This window comes from Rhizobium sp. TRM95796 (assembly GCF_025779995.1).
Classification (GTDB): Bacteria; Pseudomonadota; Alphaproteobacteria; order Rhizobiales; family Rhizobiaceae; genus Rhizobium_E.
In genome coordinates this window covers 16,721-34,425 of the sequence record NZ_JAOXHE010000006.1, presented here as the reverse complement: position 1 = coordinate 34,425, position 17,705 = coordinate 16,721, and the positions used below count along the sequence as shown (strand labels likewise).

General features: G+C 62.1%; 18 protein-coding genes. 11 read left to right on the top strand and 7 right to left on the bottom strand.

Annotated features, from left to right (window positions below; genetic code table 11):
• The first annotated feature begins 169 nt into the window (after nt 1–169).
• From OCK01_RS14285 to OCK01_RS14240, 10 genes are all read left to right on the top strand, one after another.
• Nucleotides 170–1,111, top strand: a complete 942-nt coding sequence (locus tag OCK01_RS14285) for a carbohydrate ABC transporter permease (protein WP_182827342.1) — start codon at nt 170–172, stop codon at nt 1,109–1,111.
• Between the two features lie 10 nt (nt 1,112–1,121).
• Nucleotides 1,122–1,961 carry a carbohydrate ABC transporter permease gene (locus OCK01_RS14280; protein WP_263824510.1) on the top strand — a complete coding sequence of 280 codons (840 nt, stop codon included), beginning with the start codon at nt 1,122–1,124 and terminating at the stop codon, nt 1,959–1,961.
• Nucleotides 1,958–3,010 carry a Gfo/Idh/MocA family protein gene (locus OCK01_RS14275; protein ID WP_263824509.1) on the top strand — a complete coding sequence of 351 codons (1,053 nt, stop codon included), beginning with the start codon at nt 1,958–1,960 and terminating at the stop codon, nt 3,008–3,010. The genes OCK01_RS14280 and OCK01_RS14275 overlap by 4 nt, the downstream gene beginning before the upstream one ends.
• A gap of 13 nt (nt 3,011–3,023) precedes the next feature.
• Nucleotides 3,024–4,025, top strand: coding sequence for an ABC transporter ATP-binding protein (locus tag OCK01_RS14270; RefSeq protein WP_263824508.1), 1,002 nt, complete (start codon nt 3,024–3,026; stop codon nt 4,023–4,025).
• Between the two features lie 8 nt (nt 4,026–4,033).
• Nucleotides 4,034–4,975, top strand: a complete 942-nt coding sequence (locus OCK01_RS14265) for an ROK family protein (protein ID WP_263824507.1) — start codon at nt 4,034–4,036, stop codon at nt 4,973–4,975.
• On the top strand, nt 4,941–5,669 hold the full coding sequence (locus tag OCK01_RS14260; RefSeq protein ID WP_263824506.1) for a copper homeostasis protein CutC: 729 nt from the start codon (nt 4,941–4,943) through the stop codon (nt 5,667–5,669). Before OCK01_RS14265 ends, OCK01_RS14260 begins: the two co-directional genes overlap by 35 nt.
• A gap of 52 nt (nt 5,670–5,721) precedes the next feature.
• Nucleotides 5,722–5,979, top strand: a complete 258-nt coding sequence (locus OCK01_RS14255) for a DUF6894 family protein (RefSeq protein WP_182827340.1) — start codon at nt 5,722–5,724, stop codon at nt 5,977–5,979.
• 63 nt (nt 5,980–6,042) lie between these two features.
• Nucleotides 6,043–6,300: a DUF2171 domain-containing protein gene (locus tag OCK01_RS14250; RefSeq protein ID WP_263824505.1), complete on the top strand. Its 258-nt coding sequence runs from the start codon at nt 6,043–6,045 to the stop codon at nt 6,298–6,300.
• A 148-nt stretch (nt 6,301–6,448) separates the two neighbouring features.
• Entirely contained in the window at nt 6,449–7,618 is a 1,170-nt protein-coding gene (locus OCK01_RS14245; RefSeq protein WP_263824504.1) for a zinc-dependent alcohol dehydrogenase, read from the top strand.
• Nucleotides 7,619–7,629: 11 nt separating this feature from the next.
• On the top strand, nt 7,630–8,427 hold the full coding sequence (locus tag OCK01_RS14240; RefSeq protein WP_263824503.1) for an SDR family NAD(P)-dependent oxidoreductase: 798 nt from the start codon (nt 7,630–7,632) through the stop codon (nt 8,425–8,427).
• A gap of 412 nt (nt 8,428–8,839) precedes the next feature.
• On the opposite strand, the gene OCK01_RS14235 is transcribed toward OCK01_RS14240, so the two are convergent.
• The 3 genes from OCK01_RS14235 to OCK01_RS14225 are packed head-to-tail and all read right to left on the bottom strand — an operon-like array spanning nt 8,840 to nt 9,939.
• Nucleotides 8,840–9,025 carry a hypothetical protein gene (locus tag OCK01_RS14235; protein ID WP_263824502.1) on the bottom strand — a complete coding sequence of 62 codons (186 nt, stop codon included), beginning with the start codon at nt 9,023–9,025 and terminating at the stop codon, nt 8,840–8,842.
• A 39-nt stretch (nt 9,026–9,064) separates the two neighbouring features.
• Entirely contained in the window at nt 9,065–9,253 is a 189-nt protein-coding gene (locus tag OCK01_RS14230) for a DUF3008 family protein (RefSeq protein ID WP_263824501.1), read from the bottom strand.
• 47 nt (nt 9,254–9,300) lie between these two features.
• Nucleotides 9,301–9,939, bottom strand: a complete 639-nt coding sequence (locus tag OCK01_RS14225; protein WP_263824500.1) for a BON domain-containing protein — start codon at nt 9,937–9,939, stop codon at nt 9,301–9,303.
• Nucleotides 9,940–10,111: 172 nt separating this feature from the next.
• On the opposite strand from OCK01_RS14225, the gene OCK01_RS14220 reads away from it, so the two are divergent.
• A complete protein-coding gene (locus OCK01_RS14220; RefSeq protein WP_263824499.1) occupies nt 10,112–10,465 on the top strand; it encodes a hypothetical protein in 354 nt (117 codons plus the stop codon).
• A gap of 413 nt (nt 10,466–10,878) precedes the next feature.
• On the opposite strand, the gene OCK01_RS14215 is transcribed toward OCK01_RS14220, so the two are convergent.
• The 4 genes from OCK01_RS14215 to treS all read right to left on the bottom strand — a co-directional run bounded on the left by OCK01_RS14215 (nt 10,879) and on the right by treS (nt 17,705).
• Nucleotides 10,879–11,286: a hypothetical protein gene (locus OCK01_RS14215; protein ID WP_263824498.1), complete on the bottom strand. Its 408-nt coding sequence runs from the start codon at nt 11,284–11,286 to the stop codon at nt 10,879–10,881.
• Nucleotides 11,287–11,310: 24 nt separating this feature from the next.
• The gene (locus OCK01_RS14210; protein WP_263824497.1) at nt 11,311–12,144 is read right to left on the bottom strand and encodes a TIGR02587 family membrane protein; all 834 of its coding nucleotides are present in this window, start codon (nt 12,142–12,144) and stop codon (nt 11,311–11,313) included.
• Between the two features lie 78 nt (nt 12,145–12,222).
• On the bottom strand, nt 12,223–14,430 hold the full coding sequence (gene glgB / locus OCK01_RS14205) for a 1,4-alpha-glucan branching protein GlgB (protein ID WP_263824496.1): 2,208 nt from the start codon (nt 14,428–14,430) through the stop codon (nt 12,223–12,225).
• The gene (treS, locus tag OCK01_RS14200) at nt 14,427–17,705 is read right to left on the bottom strand and encodes a maltose alpha-D-glucosyltransferase (RefSeq protein WP_263824495.1); all 3,279 of its coding nucleotides are present in this window, start codon (nt 17,703–17,705) and stop codon (nt 14,427–14,429) included. Before treS ends, glgB begins: the two co-directional genes overlap by 4 nt.

The window sequence follows — 17,705 nt, the reverse complement described above, 5'->3', positions numbered from 1 at the left end:
TCATCCGGCTGCCGCCACCTTCTTCCCGCTCGCGGGGAGAAGGCTGATGGAGCGCCGGCCTTGCCACACCCTCTTTCTCCCCGCATTGGGGGAGAAGGTCCCGGCAGGGGGATGAGGGGCGAAGCACGGGCAACCATATCCCCTCTACACCTAGACCTGGACGAGCCAAATGGACGTCGACACACTTCCCGAAGCCCCGCCGCGGCGGCCTGTCCGTTGGCATATCGCCGTCTTTCTCATGCCGGCGGTGTTGATCTACACGGCGGTGATGATCATTCCGCTGGGGAGCACGCTCTGGCTGTCCTTCTTCAACGAAGTCGACGGGCAGAAGGCCTTCGTCGGTCTCGGCAATTTCGCGACGCTGTTCGGCGAGCCCAAATGGGCTGATGGCTTCTGGAACGCGCTGAAGAACAACGTCATATTCTTCATCATCCATATGCTGGTGCAGAACCCGATCGGCGTGGCGCTGGCGGCGCTTCTGTCGATCCCCAGGCTCAGATTCGCGAGCTTCTACCGAACCGCCATCTTCATGCCGACGCTTCTGTCCTTCGTGATCGTCGGCTTCATCTGGAAGCTGATTCTGTCGCCCATCTGGGGCGTCACGCCCTTCCTGCTCGACACGGTCGGCCTGAAATTCATGTTCGGTCCTTGGCTCGGCAAGCCCAACTCCGCGCTCATTGCCGTATCCCTGATCTCGGTCTGGCAATATGTCGGCATCCCGATGATGCTGATCTATGCCGCCCTGCTCAATATTCCGGACGAAGTGATCGAGGCCGCCGAACTCGACGGGATCACCGGATTCAGCCAGTTCTGGAAGATCAAGCTGCCTTTGATCCTACCGTCGATCGGCATCATCTCGATCCTCACGTTTGTTGGCAATTTCAACGCCTTCGACCTGATCTACACGGTGCAGGGCGCGCTTGCCGGGCCGGATGGATCGACGGACATTCTCGGCACTCTGCTCTACCGCACCTTCTTCGGCTTCCAGCTTCAGCTCGGCGACCGCTCGATGGGCGCGACCATCGCCACCGTGATGTTCCTGATCATTCTCGCCGGCGTCGCCTTCTATCTCTTCGCCATCCAGCGTCGCATGCGCCGCTATCAGTTCTGAGGAGATCACGATGTCGAAAACCCGCTCCTCCTTTGGTCGCGCCGCCGCCGCCCATGCCGTGCTGATCGCCTATACGGCCATTGCGCTGTTTCCGGTGGTCCTGACGATCATGAACTCGTTCAAGTCGCGCAACGCCATTTTTCGCAATCCCATGCAGCCGCCGCTGCCGGACACTTTCGATCTCATCGGCTACACCACTGTCTTGAGTGGCGGCAGTTTCCAGATCTATCTGATGAATTCGCTGATCGTCACCGTCGTGTCGATCGCGCTGGTCCTGCTGTTTGGAGCCATGGCGGCCTTCGCGCTGTCGGAATACCGGTTTCGCGGCAACACGTTGCTCGGCCTCTATATGGCGCTCGGCATCATGATCCCGATCCGGCTGGGCACGATCGGAATTCTCCAGGGCATGGTGGCTTTCGACCTCGTCAACACGCGGACGGCGCTGATCCTGGTTTACACTGCCCAGGGACTGCCGCTCGCCATCTTCATCCTGTCGGAATTCATGCGCACCGTGTCCGACGATCTCAAGAACGCCGGCCGCATCGACGGGCTCAGCGAATACAAGATCTTCTTCCGGCTGGTGCTGCCGCTGGTGCGCCCCGCCATGGCCACGGTCGCGGTCTTCACCATGATCCCGATCTGGAACGATCTCTGGTTCCCGCTGATCCTCGCGCCGTCTGAAGCGACCAAGACGATCACACTCGGCGCGCAGATCTTCATCGGCCAGTTCGTCACCAATTGGAACGCGGTGCTCGCGGCGCTGTCGCTCGCCATCGCCCCGGTTCTCGTCCTTTATGTCATCTTCTCGCGCCAGCTCATTCGCGGCATCACGGCAGGAGCAGTCAAATGAACAAGATCAAGGTTCTCGTCGCCGGCCTCGGCAATATGGGGCTCAGCCACGCGCAATCCTACGCTAAGAATGACGGCTTCGAGATTGTCGGCCTCGTCAATCGCTCGCAAGTCGAGCTGCCGGAGCTTCTGGCCGGCCATGCGATCAGGCCGAACTTTGACGACGCGCTGGCCGAGCTGAAGCCCGACCTCTGCTCGATCAACACCTATTCCGACAGCCATGCCGCCTATGCGATCAAGGCGATGGAAGCGGGCTGCCACGTCTTCCTGGAAAAGCCGCTCGCCACCACGGTCGCCGACGCGGAGCGCGTCGTCGCCTGCGCCCGCGCCACCGGCAGAAAACTGGTGATCGGCTATATCCTCCGCCATCACCCCTCCTGGATGAAGCTGATCGAACTCGCCCGCGAGATGGGACCGCCTTACGTCTTCCGCATGAACCTCAACCAGCAGTCCTCCGGCAAGGCCTGGGAAACGCACAAGGCGCTGATGCAGACGACGTCGCCGATCGTCGATTGCGGCGTGCATTATGTCGATGTGATGTGCCAGATCACCGACGCCAAGCCCGTCAGCGTGCGCGGCATGGGCGTGCGGCTCTCGGACGAGATCGCGCCGGACATGTATAATTACGGCCATCTTCAGGTGACCTTCGAGGACGGCTCGGTCGGCTGGTATGAAGCGGGCTGGGGCCCGATGATGTCGGAGACGGCCTTTTTCGTCAAAGACATCATCACCCCCAAGGGCTGCGTCTCCATCGTCATGGATCCCAACGCCAAGTCCGACGATATCGACACCCACACCAAGACCTCGGTCATCCGCCGCCACCCCGCCACGACCGGTCCGGATGGCCGTTTTGTCAGCGGCGACGAATTCCTGCAGATGGCGGGCGAACCCGGCCATCAGGACCTTTGCGATCTCGAACAGGCTTTCGTGCTCAAGGCGATCCGCGAGGATCTCGATCTCGATCGGCATATGCAGGACGCGGTGCAATCGCTGCGCATCTGCCTCGCCGCCGACGAGAGCGTGCGCACCGGCCAGCAGATCGCGCTTTGAACGGAGACTTCCAGTGGGTAATCTGAAACTGAAATCGGTGCGCAAGGCCTATGGCCCGCTCGAAGTGCTCAAGGGCATCGATCTCGATGTCGCCGACGGCGAATTCGTGATTTTCGTCGGCCCCTCCGGCTGCGGCAAGTCCACGCTTCTGCGCTCCATCGCCGGCCTCGAGGATATCTCGTCCGGCCAGATCCTGATCGACGGCAAGGATGTGACGGTGACGCCCCCCGCCAAGCGCGGCATCGCCATGGTCTTCCAGTCCTATGCGCTCTACCCGCATCTCACGGTGCGCGACAACATGGCGCTCGGCCTCAAACAGGCGGGCGTCGAGGCGGGCGTGATCGCCGAGCAAGTCAAAAAGGCCTCGACGATGCTGTCGCTCGAGCCTTACCTCGAACGGCGGCCGGCGGAACTGTCGGGCGGCCAGCGCCAGCGCGTCGCCATCGGCCGCGCCATCGTGCGCGAGCCGAGCCTTTTCCTGTTCGACGAGCCGCTGTCCAACCTCGACGCCGCTTTGCGCGTGCAGACCCGGCTCGAAATCGCCGCGCTCCATCGCCGCCTCAAGGCGACGATGATCTATGTCACGCATGACCAGGTCGAAGCGATGACGCTGGCCGACAAGATCGTGGTGTTGAGCGCCGGCGCGGTCGAGCAGGTCGGCTCGCCGATGGAGCTTTACAATAGGCCTGCCAATCTGTTCGTCGCCGGTTTCATCGGCTCGCCGCAGATGAATTTCGTCGAGGCCGGCAGATTGGGCGAGAGCGGCTATCAGACTCTCGGCGTCCGACCCGAGCATATCACGCTGTCCCGCGACAGTGGGACGTGGTCCGGCAAGGTCGTGCATGTCGAGCATCTCGGCGCCGACACGATCGTCTATATCGAATCCGATGCGGTTGGCATGATCACTGTCCGGATGTTCGGTGAACATCCCTATTCCCCCGACGAGATCGTCCATATGACTCCGGACGCCGCCGCGCTGCATCGCTTCGACGCGGCCGGCAAGGCGATGAGGTAGGCGGGGGCATGATCCTCGCCCTCGATATCGGCGGCAGCTTCATCAAGGCGGCGTGGTCTTCGGCCCCGGGTAGCCTCGCGCCTCTCGGTCGGGTCGCAACGCCGTCGAGATCGCTGGACGCTTTCATCGCCGCACTGGCGGAACTGGCGGCCGCCGCGCCGGCGCGACCAAAGGCTCTGGCGATCTCGCTCACCGGCGTCGTCGATCGCGACAGCGGGCGCTTGACCTGCGCGAATATCCCGGCGCTGCACCAGACCATCCTCGCTCCTGCGCTGGAAGCGGCGCTCGGACTGCCCGCGCTGATCGCCAATGACGCCGATTGTTTTGCGCTCGCCGAAGCGGCCGAGGGCGCGGGTCGCGGCCGTCATGTCGTGTTCGGCGTGATTCTGGGCTCCGGCGTCGGCGGCGGCCTGGTCAGCGGTGGACGCTTGGTCAACAGCGCCGGCGGTTTTGCCGGCGAATGGGGCCACGGCGCCTTTCTGCCGGCCGTCGCGGGCGATCCGCCGGTGCTCATTCCCGCCTTCGAGTGTGGCTGCGGTCGCGAGGGCTGCCTGAACACGGTTGGCGGCGCGAGGGGGCTGGAGGCGCTGCACCGCCATCTTCATGGCAAGGAAGCCGACAGCCATGCGATCCTGTCCGCCTGGGAGGCCGCCGACGTCGCCGCCGGGCGGACGGTGGACATCTATAGCGATCTCGTCGCCCGTCTTCTCGCGCTCGCCATCAATATCACCGGGGCCGAAATCGCGCCCGTGGGCGGAGGCCTTGCAAATTCCGAAAAGCTCCTATCTAACATCGATCGGAAAACGAAACCCGGGGTTCTCGGCGTTTCCCACCGACCGCTGGTTGTCAGGGCCCAATGCGGACCCGATGCGGGCTTGATCGGCGCGGCGGCGTTGGGATGGAGTGAAGGCGCGTATGAGCGAAATTCTGCTGGAAGTGTGCGTGGATGATCTGGCGGGACTGGAATCCGCCATTTCCGGGGGAGCCGACCGCATCGAACTCTGTAGCGCGCTTTCAACCGGAGGTTTGACGCCTTCAGCCGGCCTGATGAGCGCGGCCGCGAAATCGCCCATTCCCGTCTACGCCATGATCCGCCCGCGCATCGGCGCGTTCGTCTATACCCAGCGCGAGCTCGACCTGATGTGCGAGGACATCCAGTTCGCCGCCTCCGCCGGGATTGCAGGCGTGGTGATCGGGGCAAATCTCGCGACCGGCGCGCTCGACGCAAAGGCTCTGCGCCAACTCTCCAACGCGGTCGGCCGCATGCCGCGCACGCTTCATCGCGCCTTCGACTTCGTGCCGGATATGGCCGCCGCGATCGAACTCGCGGTGGATTACGGCTTCGAGCGCATCCTCACTTCCGGACGAGCGAAAACCGCGCCTGAAGGACTCGATGATCTCGCGGAAGCCGTCCGGCTCGCCGATGGCCGCATTTCCATCATGCCGGGCTCCGGCGTGACGCCCGCCAGCATAGGCGAAATCCTCGACCGGCTGCCGGTCCGCGAGGTTCACGGCTCTCTTTCGACCACGGTCGAAGAGGCGGATGACCGCGTCGTGTCGCTGGGCTTCAGCCCCCGCCAGAACCGTCGTACGGACGAAGCAACCGTGCGGGCGCTCAAAGCGGCGCTCGCGGCGCGGAAATAACGGAACCGCCTTCAAGGTCATGTGTTTACGGGCGATACCAGGAGTGTCGCCCATGCCCAAATATTTCTTTTCCGTGTTGGACCGCGACGGCGCGTCGCCGGCCGAAAAGGCCTACGAGTTCGACAACGACTCCCAAGCCGTCGAAGAGGGCCGCAAGGCGCTCGCCGAGATGGCTTTGGATGGATTGCCGGGCGAGCCGCTCAACATGATCGCGGTCGAGGTGTTCGACGAGATCCGCCGCCCGATCGTCGAGATCCGGCTGACGCTCGAATTCATTCCCAAGAATGGCGGCCGTCCCACCATCATCTGACCGGATTGGATCTAAACGAGCCGTTCCGCGTTTTCCTGATGCGAACCATCAAGGAGAACGATCATGGCAATTCACGACATCAGAGAACATGCGGAAGTGATCGGCAAAGACGGCCGGCATGTCGGCACGGTCGACCGCGTCGAAGGCGATCGGATCAAGCTCACCAAGGCTGACAGCCACGGCGCCGGACATGAAGGCCACCACCATTTCATCGAAATGTCGCTGGTCGAGACAGTCCAGGAAAACCGTGTTCATCTGTCTGTCTCCGCCGACAAGGCGATGATGCAGGAAGAAGAACAGTCGGGCTCCCGCGTCCACTGATCCGTTTCCAGCTCAGCCTGCAAAAGCGCGCCGTTCCCCCGGCGCGCTTTTTCGTATCGGCATGATGCTGATCTCGATGGGAACGCTTTCACGATTGCCCGGTTGGACCGCCTTGAGCCTTCGCCGCTCATCAACCGAGGAGAAGATGATGAAAGCCCTGACCTGGCATGGGAAATCCGACATTCGCTGCGAAAGCGTGCCCGACCCGAAAATCCAGCATGGCCGCGACGCCATCATCAAGGTCACGGCCTGCGCCATCTGCGGCTCCGACCTGCATATCTTCGACGGGATGATCCCCGATATGCATAGCGGCGACATCGTCGGCCACGAGACCATGGGCGAAGTCGTCGAGGTCGGCAAAGACAACACCACGCTCAAGGTCGGCGATCGCGTCGTCGTGCCGTTCACCATTTCCTGCGGCGAGTGTTTCTTCTGCAAGCGCGGCTATTTCTCCGCCTGCGAACGCTCCAATCCCGATCACGAGAAGGCGCGGACCATGTGGGGCAATTCGCCCGCCGGCCTGTTCGGCTATTCTCATCTGCTGGGCGGCTATTCGGGCGGCCAGGCCGAATATCTGCGTGTGCCCTATGCCGATGTCGGACCGATCAAGGTGCCGGACGGGCTGACGGACGAGCAAGTCCTGTTCCTTTCCGACATCTTCCCCACGGGCTATATGGCCGCCGATTTCTGCGACATCCAGCCGGGCGACACGATCGCGATCTGGGGCTGCGGTCCTGTCGGCCAGATGGCGATCCGCTCGGCCTTCCTGCTCGGCGCGGAGCGCGTCATCGCCATCGACACCGTCGCCGAGCGCCTCGAGCTTGCCCGCGCCGCCGGCGCCGTCACGCTCAATTTCATGGATGAAGACATCTATGACCGGATCATGGAACTGACCCGCGGTCGCGGCGCAGACGCCTGCATCGACGCCGTCGGCACGGAAGCCTCGCCGGTGGCGAGCTTCGACTCGGTCGTCGACCGCATCAAGGTCGCCACCTTCATGGGCACCGACCGGCCGCATGTGCTGCGCCAGGCCATTCATTGCTGCCGCAATTTTGGAACCGTGTCGATCGTCGGCGTTTATGGCGGCTTCCTCGACAAGATCCCGTTCGGCTCGGCGATCAATCGCGGCCTGACCTTCCGCATGGCCCAGACGCCGGTGCAACGCTATCTGCCGGAATTGATGCGCCGTATCGCCGAGGGCGAGATCGACCCGTCCTTCGTAATCACCCATCGCGGTTCTCTCGAAGACGGCCCCGAACTCTACAAGACGTTCCGAGACAAGAAGGATGGCTGCATCAAAGTCGTCCTCAAGCCATAAGGAGAACGAACATGGCTATGAGCATGGGTAAACTCGCTGTCGTCACCGGCGCATCCACCGGCATCGGGCTGGAACTGGCCCGGGTCGCCGGCCGCGAAGGCTATGACTTGCTGATCGCCGCCGATGAGGAGGCGATTCACACCGCAGCCGAAGATCTCCGCGCCAGTGGCGCGACCGTCACCTCCATCATGGCAGATCTCTCGACCTCGGCCGGCGTGGCGCAACTGGTGGACAAGATCGCCGCCAACCGCGCTGAGCCGGAACTCCTGATGGCCAATGCCGGCTGCGGCCTGGGCCATGCCTTTCTGGATCAGGACATCGTCGATATCAGGCATGTGATCGACACCAACGTCACCGGCACGCTCGAACTCCTCCACGCCGTCGGCGGCATGATGCGGGCGCAGCGACACGGCCGCATCCTGATCACCGGGTCGATTGCCGGCTTCATGCCCGGATCCTTCCAGGCGGTCTACAATGCGTCGAAGGCGTTCCTGAACAGCTTCTCTTTCGCGCTGCGCGAAGAGCTGAAGGACACCGGCGTCACCGTCACCTGCCTGATGCCGGGAGCCACCGAAACGCGGTTCTTCGAGCGTGCGGGATTGCTGGACACGAATATCGGCCAATCCGAGAAAGACGACCCCGCCGACGTGGCGGAGACCGGTTTCCGCGCCATGATGAATGGCGAGGGCGATATTGTCAGCGGCGTCAAGAACAAGTTGCAGGCGGCGATCGCCAACGTCACGCCGTCGGGCGTGCTGGCGAGCGCCCATCGCAAGATGGCAGAGCCCGGATCGTCCAGGAAGTCATAGTCCTGCGTCCAGTGTTCTTCCTCGCGCGCGAGGAAGTTGGAATGGAGAAAACCCTCAAAATGCAGGGGGCTAATATTTGCTATTTCATTTGCGACATAAATGAGCCACAAATACGAAGCGCCGCTGTAGCATGTTTCGCCTGATGCGGTGTGGGAGGACGATGAATGTCGCTACACACCCAGATCCATAGCCCAGGCGTTTTTGCCGGCTCGGAAGTTTCCTTCTTGCGCAGCGTCATCCGAGAGTTGGAGACGGAGCAATGGTATCCGGCATGCAGGGAGCGGCAGGAAAAATTTGTGTCGCTGCTGATCCGCGCCTATGATCGCGGGATCGTCTGTCGCGCCCGGCTCAAAACTTTCGCTTGGGTCGCGGCGCGTTTCTACTTTCCCGAAAATCGCGAAATGCTGTCGGTTCAGCCGGCGACACGGATTGCGTCGGCCTCACGCCGCATGTGACGGCGGCAATAGGTCTCTGCCGCGCGAATGCCGTCTTCTCGGTTCCGAAAACGCTCGCGCAGGTCGACGACGCGATCGCCATCGATGATGGTGATGCTGCGATCGATGACGTCCCAGATGATTTGGGGATACAGGCCAGTCATAATGTTTCCTTCCCGACGTTACGCACAACTTGTCGCGGGTCAATCTTTGGACACATGTTCCGGCTTCCCCTTCCGTGGGGTGGACGCCAGATCTTCAAGCTCTTTCACGGACATGGAGGCCGCCATACTCTTCGAGGCCCCGCGCAGTTGGCTTTCACGCGCGTCGCCCCTTTTGGCGGCGAGGGCGGCACCGGCTGCCTTCTGCTGGGCTTTCGATCTTGCGGGCATGTCTCGCTCCTGGGAGGCGGGCTCGTTGAGCCCGCCGAACAAACGCCTCAACTCACGATATTGGCGATTGTTCCCGTTTTGACACGGATGTTGTTCTGGACATGCGCGACGCCGGAGACGGAATCGGCGAGATCTTCGGCCCGGCGCTTGTCCTGGCGGCTTTCCACAGTGCCGGTCAGCGTCACCTCAGCCTGAGCGACCATCACCTCGATCTCGGACGCATCGAGGTAGGGATCCTGCATCAGACGGTCGTTGACGTCTTCCAGGATGCGCTCGTCGCGGCGTATATAGCCTTTGGGGCCCTTGCCGCGATGCTTGTCCTGTTCGCGACGACGTTCGGCGTTTTCATCGCCGAACCATGAGGCGACCTCGTCCGAAGCGCGATCGATGAAATCGCGCTTTTCCTCGCGATCGCCATAGCGGCGGCCGTTATCGTCTCTATCCCGTTCCCGATAGCGATATTCGGGTTGCGCGTAGCCTGCGTCGTTGCGGCCGAAGCCGGGAGATTTCTGGCGCCAATCGTCAGCGAAATTCACATCCTCGCGCTCGCGTTCACGGAAGGAGCCGGTGCGATCCCAATCGGGATAGCCACGGGCCCCGTAGAACGGGTCGACGTCGAAGCGCTCACGGTCTCGATAGGTCCGTTCGCGATTTCGGTCGTTTCGAAAATCGTCTTTGCTCGCCATAGGATTTCCTCTTTCTCATCGAGACCGTCGTCGGCGCGGTCTTTCCATAGGTAAAACCGCTTTGCCTCCTCTTCGGTTCCCGCCAGATCGCCTCCTCCGGAACTTCGAAAATCCTACGGAGTTGATGTGGCAAAAGGAGAGGCAAATGACCAAAGACTTGAATGAAAGGCGCATGAGGGCGCTGACCGGGGCGTTCGATCGCGCGATCCAGACAATGATCGCCAATGCCAACGCCGCCGGATGGAGCACGGACGAGGCCCTCGGCGCGATCGACGGCGTGGTGGCGCAGTTGAAGATGCAAAACGCTGTAGATCCTGACCCCGCCGACGACCCAGAGGTCGATGAAGACGTCGATCAGGCGATTGCGGTGCAGGCGGATGATCCGTCCCAGGCCGAACTCGTGACGCAGTCGGAGGCCGAAGACGAATCGAGAGTGCAAGACGACGATGAATACCTGTTCGGTCCGGTCGACGATATCCCGAGCCAGGTCGAGCAGGATGCGCCAAGGCGCGCGGCGGGACAATGATTAAAAAATAAACTGGATTAATCGCCATATTCTCGCGGCGCCGGGGAACCTTTCCTGTTCGATCTCGTTGAGCCCCCGCAGGAAGTGGACTGCCCCCCTTGTTCCCCCCGAGCTTCCTGCTTGCTGATCGTTCTCCCGCGCGTAGATTGCGGATCTTGGCCGGGTTTGGACTCCCCCTGGCCCGGCGCGAGGGAGAACGATCCTTCCTTTCCTTCACCTCCAATGGCGTTGCAGTTAGAACCCGACGCGTTCCGTATAGCCCTGGGAGGCGAGGTAGCGAGATGATCCCTATTAGCCGCGCCTTTCCAATCCGACAGGTGCTCCGGAGCCAATCGTCTCTCAGGGTTCCATCAGACACGATGCGGCCTTCGGTATCGAGGCAATCGGCTGCGCCCGCTGCGGCATGTTTCACTCTACGGTTCGTTGAAGCCTTCGGTCGTGATGCGAAACTCGAGCCCCCGGATGTCGCGGTAGAATGCCAAGCTCCCCTGAACGCTAGAGCCCTCGGGCGCATAATCGATCACGGCATGGCTCTCCTCCGCCACCGCGCCGTTCTTCTCCAGCACCTGACCCTTGACCTGAACCTGCGCCGCCGTCTTTTGGCCCATGTTGACGAGGGTGAAATCCACCCGACGCGGATCCTGCTGGGCCAACATATGCACGATCCGGAGATCAGCCGGGCCATCGCCGCCGGCAACCCCATGGGCGACGAGATAGGCGAAGCCGCCGATGAACAATAAGGCCGAAATTGCGGCGAGCAACCATTCCGCGAAAGGCGTGTCGTCGGGCAGGTCTTCCTGATCTTCAGACTTATCCGTCATGATGTCGATCTCCTTTGAACTCGTCTAGAGCACGAGGCGCGCCGCCGCCGCGCCGATGGAGGCGGGAAACCCGAGCACCAGCGCGGCGCTCAGGAAAGAATAGAAGCTCAAGCCGTCGCTGCGTCCGAAGATCCACAACATCGCCATGCTGATCAGAAGCGACAGCACGTAGCCCGTTAGGCTGAAGCGCAGGAACATCGAGAGATGCGAGGCTGCGCCGCGCTCATCGCCGCCTTTGAAGTTGGAGACGTAGACGAAGACGTGCATGAGGAGCAGCGACGCCAGCGCGAGCGCCGCCTCCCGCCAGGCGTCCATCTGAAAGGCGATGAGGATAATCTCTTCGGTAGGCGCGACGTTGAACGAGAGGAAGAGCGCGCCCGTCGCCATCATGAAGAGCTCGCCCCAATAGGACGATCTTTCGCGCCGGAGATCGTCGGTCGCGGAATCCCCGCCGAACTGGCTGCGCGCCAGCATGGCGCCGATGCCGCCGGGCACGACTTGAACGGCGATCTTGCCGATAGCCTCCCGGAGCGAAGTTTCCAGAGTCAGGACGCCGAACAACCACAACACGAAGGTCGACATCAGTCCGGCGATCAACATGCCGACAAAGACGTCCGCGAGATCGTCCTTCAACGAAAAAGTACGCCGGAAGCCGCCATAGTAGGACAGGCCGAGCAGAAGCGGGATCGTGGCGACCAGCAGCAGGCAAAGCTTCCAGACGTCGAGCGTAAAGCCCAGCGCCCACATCTCCATGGTCATCAGCATCGGCAGTGCAAAAATGATCGCGCCGCCTGCCGCCCGGCCGAGGCCGGTTAGGAAGTGCCGGAGACTGGGCTCCGAAGCCGTCCTGATGCCCATGAAAACCGCGTCTCCCCTTGCATTTCCGCGCTCGCGGAAAAACAACGGAATCCGTTCGGTTTTGTTCCCGCTTCGCCGTCAGCTTTCGGGCGATCCCTTCAGATATACGGTCGCCAGCGGCGGAAGCGTCAGCACGATCGAGAAGTCGCGCCCATGGCTCGCTTCCTGATCCGCCCAGGCTTCGACGACGCCCTGGTTCGATCCGCCATAAATTTCCGCGTCGCTGTTGAAGACTACAGTCCAACGGCCTGGGAAGGGAACGCCGATGCGGTAGCCGGACTTTGGCGTTGGCGTGAAGTTCGACACCGCGAGCACCGCCTCGTTTCTATCTTCCGAGTAACGCAGCATGGCGATGACGGAGTTCTTCGCATCGTCGGTGGCCGCCCATTCGAAGCCGCGACTGTCGAGGTCGCCGAACTGCAGCGCCGGCTCCTGCGCATAAATGCGGTTGAGATCGGCAACGGCGCGCTGAAGGCCGCCGTGACCGCGCTCGTCGAGGAGATCCCAATGCACCGAGCCATCATGGCTCCACTCGGTGCGTTGACCGAGTTCGCCGCCCATGAACATCAGTTTCTTGCCGGGATGCGCCCACATGAACCCGTAATAGGCGCGAAGATTGGCCAGCTTCTGCCAGTCGTCGCCGGGCATCTTGCCATAGAGCGAGCCTTTGCCATGCACCACCTCGTCATGCGACAGCGGCAACACGAAATGCTCGGTATACTGATAGACCATGCCGAAGGTCATCTGCCCCTGATGATAGGCGCGATAGATCGGGTCCTTCTGCATATATTCGAGCGTGTCGTGCATCCAGCCCATGTTCCACTTGAAATCGAAGCCGAGGCCCCCTTGGTCGACCGGCGCCGTCACCCCCGGCCAGGCGGTCGATTCCTCGGCGATCGTGATCGCATGCGGCGCGCGCTGTCGGATGATGCTGTTGAGATGCTTGAAGAATTCAACGGCTTCGAGATTTTCGCGCCCGCCATATTGGTTTGGAATCCATTCGCCGGCGTCGCGCGAATAGTCGCGGTAGAGCATGGAGGCGACCGCATCGACGCGCAGTCCGTCGATATGGAAGCGATCCAGCCATTCCAGCGCCGAGGCGATGAGGAAACCTTTCACTTCGTTGCGGCCGAGATTGTAGATCAGCGTGTTCCAGTCGCGATGAAAGCCTTCGCGCGGATCTTCGTGCTCATAGAGCGCGGTGCCGTCGAAGCGCGCCAGGCCCCAGACATCGGTCGGGAAATGCGCCGGCACCCAATCGAGCAGAACGCCGATGCCCGCCTCGTGGCAGCGGTCGACGAAGAAGGCGAAATCTTCCGGCGTTCCATGTCGGCCGGTCGGCGAAAAGAGCCCGAGCGGCTGATAACCCCAGGAGCCGCCGAAGGGATGCTCCATGATCGGCAGCATTTCGATATGCGTGAAGCCGAGATCCTGAACATAGGGGATCAGCCGTTGCGCCAGCTCGATCCAGTTGAGCGAGCGATTGCCCTCCTCGGCGACCCTGAGCCAGGATGCGAGATGGACTTCATAAATCGACATCGGCGCGTTGAGGTCGCGATGTTCGCGCTTGTTGCGCATCCATGCCTCGTCAGTCCAGGAAAAGGGAGTGCTGGAGACGACGATCGAGGCCGTGGCGGGCGCGGCTTCGCTGGAACGAGCGATCGGATCGGCCTTTTGCGGCAGGACTTCGCCCGAGGGGGCGATGATCTCGTATTTGTAGCGGTCGCCCGGACCGAGGCGCGGCACGAACAATTCCCAGATCCCGGCGTCGCGCCGCAGCCGCATCGGATGACGCCGTCCGTCCCAGCTGTTGAAATCGCCGACCACGGAAACGCGTTGCGCATTGGGAGCCCAAACGGCGAATCGCACGCCGGGCACGCCGCCCACATCGGTGACCGTCGCGCCGAGCGTCCGCCCAAGATCGTAATGCGTGCCCTGGCTGAGGAGATGCAGGTCGAGCTCGCCGAGCAGCAGGCCGAAGGAGTAAGGGTCTTCGGTTTCCTGCACCGCATCCGGCCAGTGAATGCGCATGACATAGCGATTGACCGGCTGCATCGGTCCGGCGAAAAGTCCCCCAGGGTGAACGATCTCCGCCTGACCCACTTCCGCGCCGGTGTCGGCGTCGAGGATATCGACACGCATCGCACCGGGCAGCAAAGCCCGCAGCACGGTTTGCTCGCCGACCTTGTGTTTGCCGAGAATGGAAAACGGGTCGCCATGACGGCCGTCGACCAGCGCTGCGATCGCATGCGGATCGATCGCGCCGAGAAAGTTCTGCGCTGTCATCGATGCGCCTCCATCAGTCTGTTGGCAATGGCCGAGAAGCCCTTGAGCGGAATGGGAAGCCATTGGGGCCGGTTGCGGGCCTCATAGCCGATTTCGTAGGCCGCCTTTTCGAGCAGAAACAGGTCGATCAGGCGGGCTCGCCGTTCGGGCGACAGCGCGAGCGCCTCGTTGCCTTCGAGCGCAGCGGCGTAATGGTCGAAGAATGCGGTTTCCGCTTCACGTTCAAACTGTTCGGTCAGCTTGGTCCGGTGATCCTCGCTGGTTTCCGCCGCCGTGTCGCGGTCCGATCCGGCCGAGGCGGCGAGATAGCTGATCGAGCGCAGAAGTCCCGCGACATCGCGGAGCGGATTGGTTTTGGCGCGCCGTTCCGAAAGCGCCCGCGCCGGTTCGCCTTCGAAGTCGATGATGTAGACATCGTCTTCGGCGACGAGCACCTGGCCGAGATGGAAATCGCCATGCACTCTCGTCTCGAGCGCCCCGACGAGGGAGCGTGACAGAGCGGACGCCGCCTCCATCAGCCTATCCCGTTGTTCCAGCAGCGGATCGATATATTGGGCGCAGGCCGGATCGAGATGCGGCCTGACATCCGACAACAGATCAAGGCAATCGCCGAGTTCCTTCTGCAGCGTTTTCCGCCAGGTTTCCGCCTCGGCTTCGCTCGCCGTCGTTGGCGCAAAATCCGGGTCGTCGCTCGGCAGCGCCAACGCCGCATGCAGCTCGCCCAGCCGCTTGCCGACGACGGCGGCCACGGCGATCAAGCCGCTGAACGGATCTCGCTCCTCGTCACTGGTCTCCTCTTCGCCGGAAGCGTTGACGATCACGTCCTCCAGGCGATGCCGGAGTTCGTTCAGCATCCAGGTCCAGGCGTCGCCCTGATTTCGAATGGCGCCTTGGACGATCATCAACGTGTAGCGCTCGCCCTCGGCGTCGATGCGCGCGACCTCGCCGAGAAGCGGCGGCGTGTTGGCGTAGCCGATCTTGGTCAGATGCCTGGTCATCTCGACTTCGGGGTGGATGCCCGGAAAAATATGCCGGATGAGCTTGATCATCGCCATGTCGCCGAGGATCAGAGAACTGTTGGATTGCTCTGCCGACAGCCAGCGGATCGGCATGTCGTCGACGAGACTCATGCAGTCGAGCGCTTCGGTGCCGAGAAATTCCAGAGAGCCCGTCTTGCTCGACAGCACGGAGCGCTCGCACAAGCCACGAACCACGCCGCGCGCCAGGGCCTCGGCGGCGAAACCATCGGTGAGGAAGCCGACCCTTCGGACATGGCGCACGCGGGCCAGCGCCAATTGCTGGGCCAACGCCTGCGGCTGCGTATCGTCCCAGGCCAACGCCAGCGGCAGAAGATAGGTCTCCGCATGACCTTCCAGCTGTACGCGCAGTTCCGCCAGCACGAGGTCGTTGGAGAACGGCATTTCGCTGGCGGCGACGATTTCGGCGCTCACCATCCGTTCGCCCTTGGAGCCGAACCAGCGCCGTTTGCCGAGATAGGCGGGCAGGATGTCGCGGCTCAGAGCCGTCATGCTCTTTTGATCATCGAGCAGGTCGACCAAATTGCGGCGCATCACCAATGTGGTGAAATCGGGCAATTGTTCCGGTGGCTCGGTCCGCCACACCGGTCCTTCGGCCTCTGCCGCGAGCTGGAACCAATAGAAACCATAGGGCGGCAGCGTCAACAGATAGGTCAGTTGGCCGATCGGCGGGAAGGGCGACATCCCCGTCAGCTCCACTGGAACGCGCCCCTGGAAGGCGGAGAGGTCGAGCTCCACCGCTTGCGGCAGCCGCGACAGATTGTTGACGCACAGAATGGTCTCGCCTTCATGTTCGCGCAGATAAGCCAGTACGCGGCGATTCTGCGGCGTCAAAAAGGTCAGCTTGCCGCGCCCGAAGGCATTGTGCTTGCGCCGCAAGGCCAGCATCCGCCGCGACCAGTTGAGCAGCGAATGCGCATCGACGCTCTGGGCCTCCACATTCAGCGACTCGTAGCCGTAGAGCGGGTCCATGATCACGGGCAACACCAGACGCGCCGGGTCGGCCCGCGAGAAGCCGCCGTTGCGGTCCGGCGACCATTGCATCGGCGTGCGCACGCCGTCCCGGTCGCCGAGATAGATGTTGTCGCCCATGCCGATCTCGTCGCCGTAATAGATGACCGGTGTTCCCGGCATCGACAGCAGCAGCGCGTTCATCAGCTCGATGCGGCGGCGATCGCGTTCCATCAGCGGCGCAAGCCGTCGGCGAATGCCGAGATTGATGCGGGCGCGGCGATCGGCGGCGTAGATGTTCCAGAGATAGTCGCGCTCGGCGTCGGTCACCATTTCGAGCGTCAGCTCGTCGTGATTGCGCAGAAAGATCGCCCATTGGCAATTGTCCGGAATTTCCGGCGTCTGGCGCATGATGTCGGTGATCGGAAAGCGGTCCTCCTTGGCGATCGCCATATACATGCGCGGCATCAGCGGGAAGTGGAACGCCATGTGGCACTCGTCGCCTTCGCCGAAATAGTCGCGCGTGTCCTCCGGCCACTGATTGGCCTCGGCCAGCAGCATCACGCCGGGATGGGTGGAATCGAGCGCAGCGCGAATGCGGCGCAGGATGTCATGGGTTTCCGGCAGGTTCTCGTTGTTGGTTCCCTCTCGCTCGACGAGATAGGGGATGGCGTCGAGGCGGAAACCATCGATACCGGTCTCCAGCCAGAAGCGCATGACGCTGAGAAGCTCTTCCATCACCAGGGGATTGTCGAAATTCAGATCCGGCTGATGCGAGTAAAAGCGGTGCCAGTAATAGGCGCCGGCCTGCGTGTCCCATGTCCAGTTGGACTTTTCGGTGTCGAGAAAAATGATCCGCGTTTCCGGGAATTTCTGGTCGGTGTCGGACCAGACATAGAAATCGCGTTCGGGGGAGCCCGGCGGCGATTGTCGCGCCCGCTGGAACCAGGGATGCTGATCGGATGTGTGGTTGATGACCAGTTCAATGATCACCTTCAAATCGCGCTGATGCGCAGCGTCTACGAAGGCGCGGAAATCCTCCATCGTTCCGTAGTCGGGACTGACATTTCCGTAATCGGCGATGTCGTAGCCATCGTCGCGGCGAGGCGAGGGGAAGAATGGCAGGAGCCAGATGGCGGTCGCGCCGAGCGATGCGATATGGTCGAGTTTCTGGTTCAGGCCGGCGAAATCGCCGATGCCGTCGCCATTGCCGTCGCAGAAGGATTTGATGTGCAACTGGTAGATGATTGCGTCTTTATACCAGAGCGGATCGAGATGTTCGTCCAT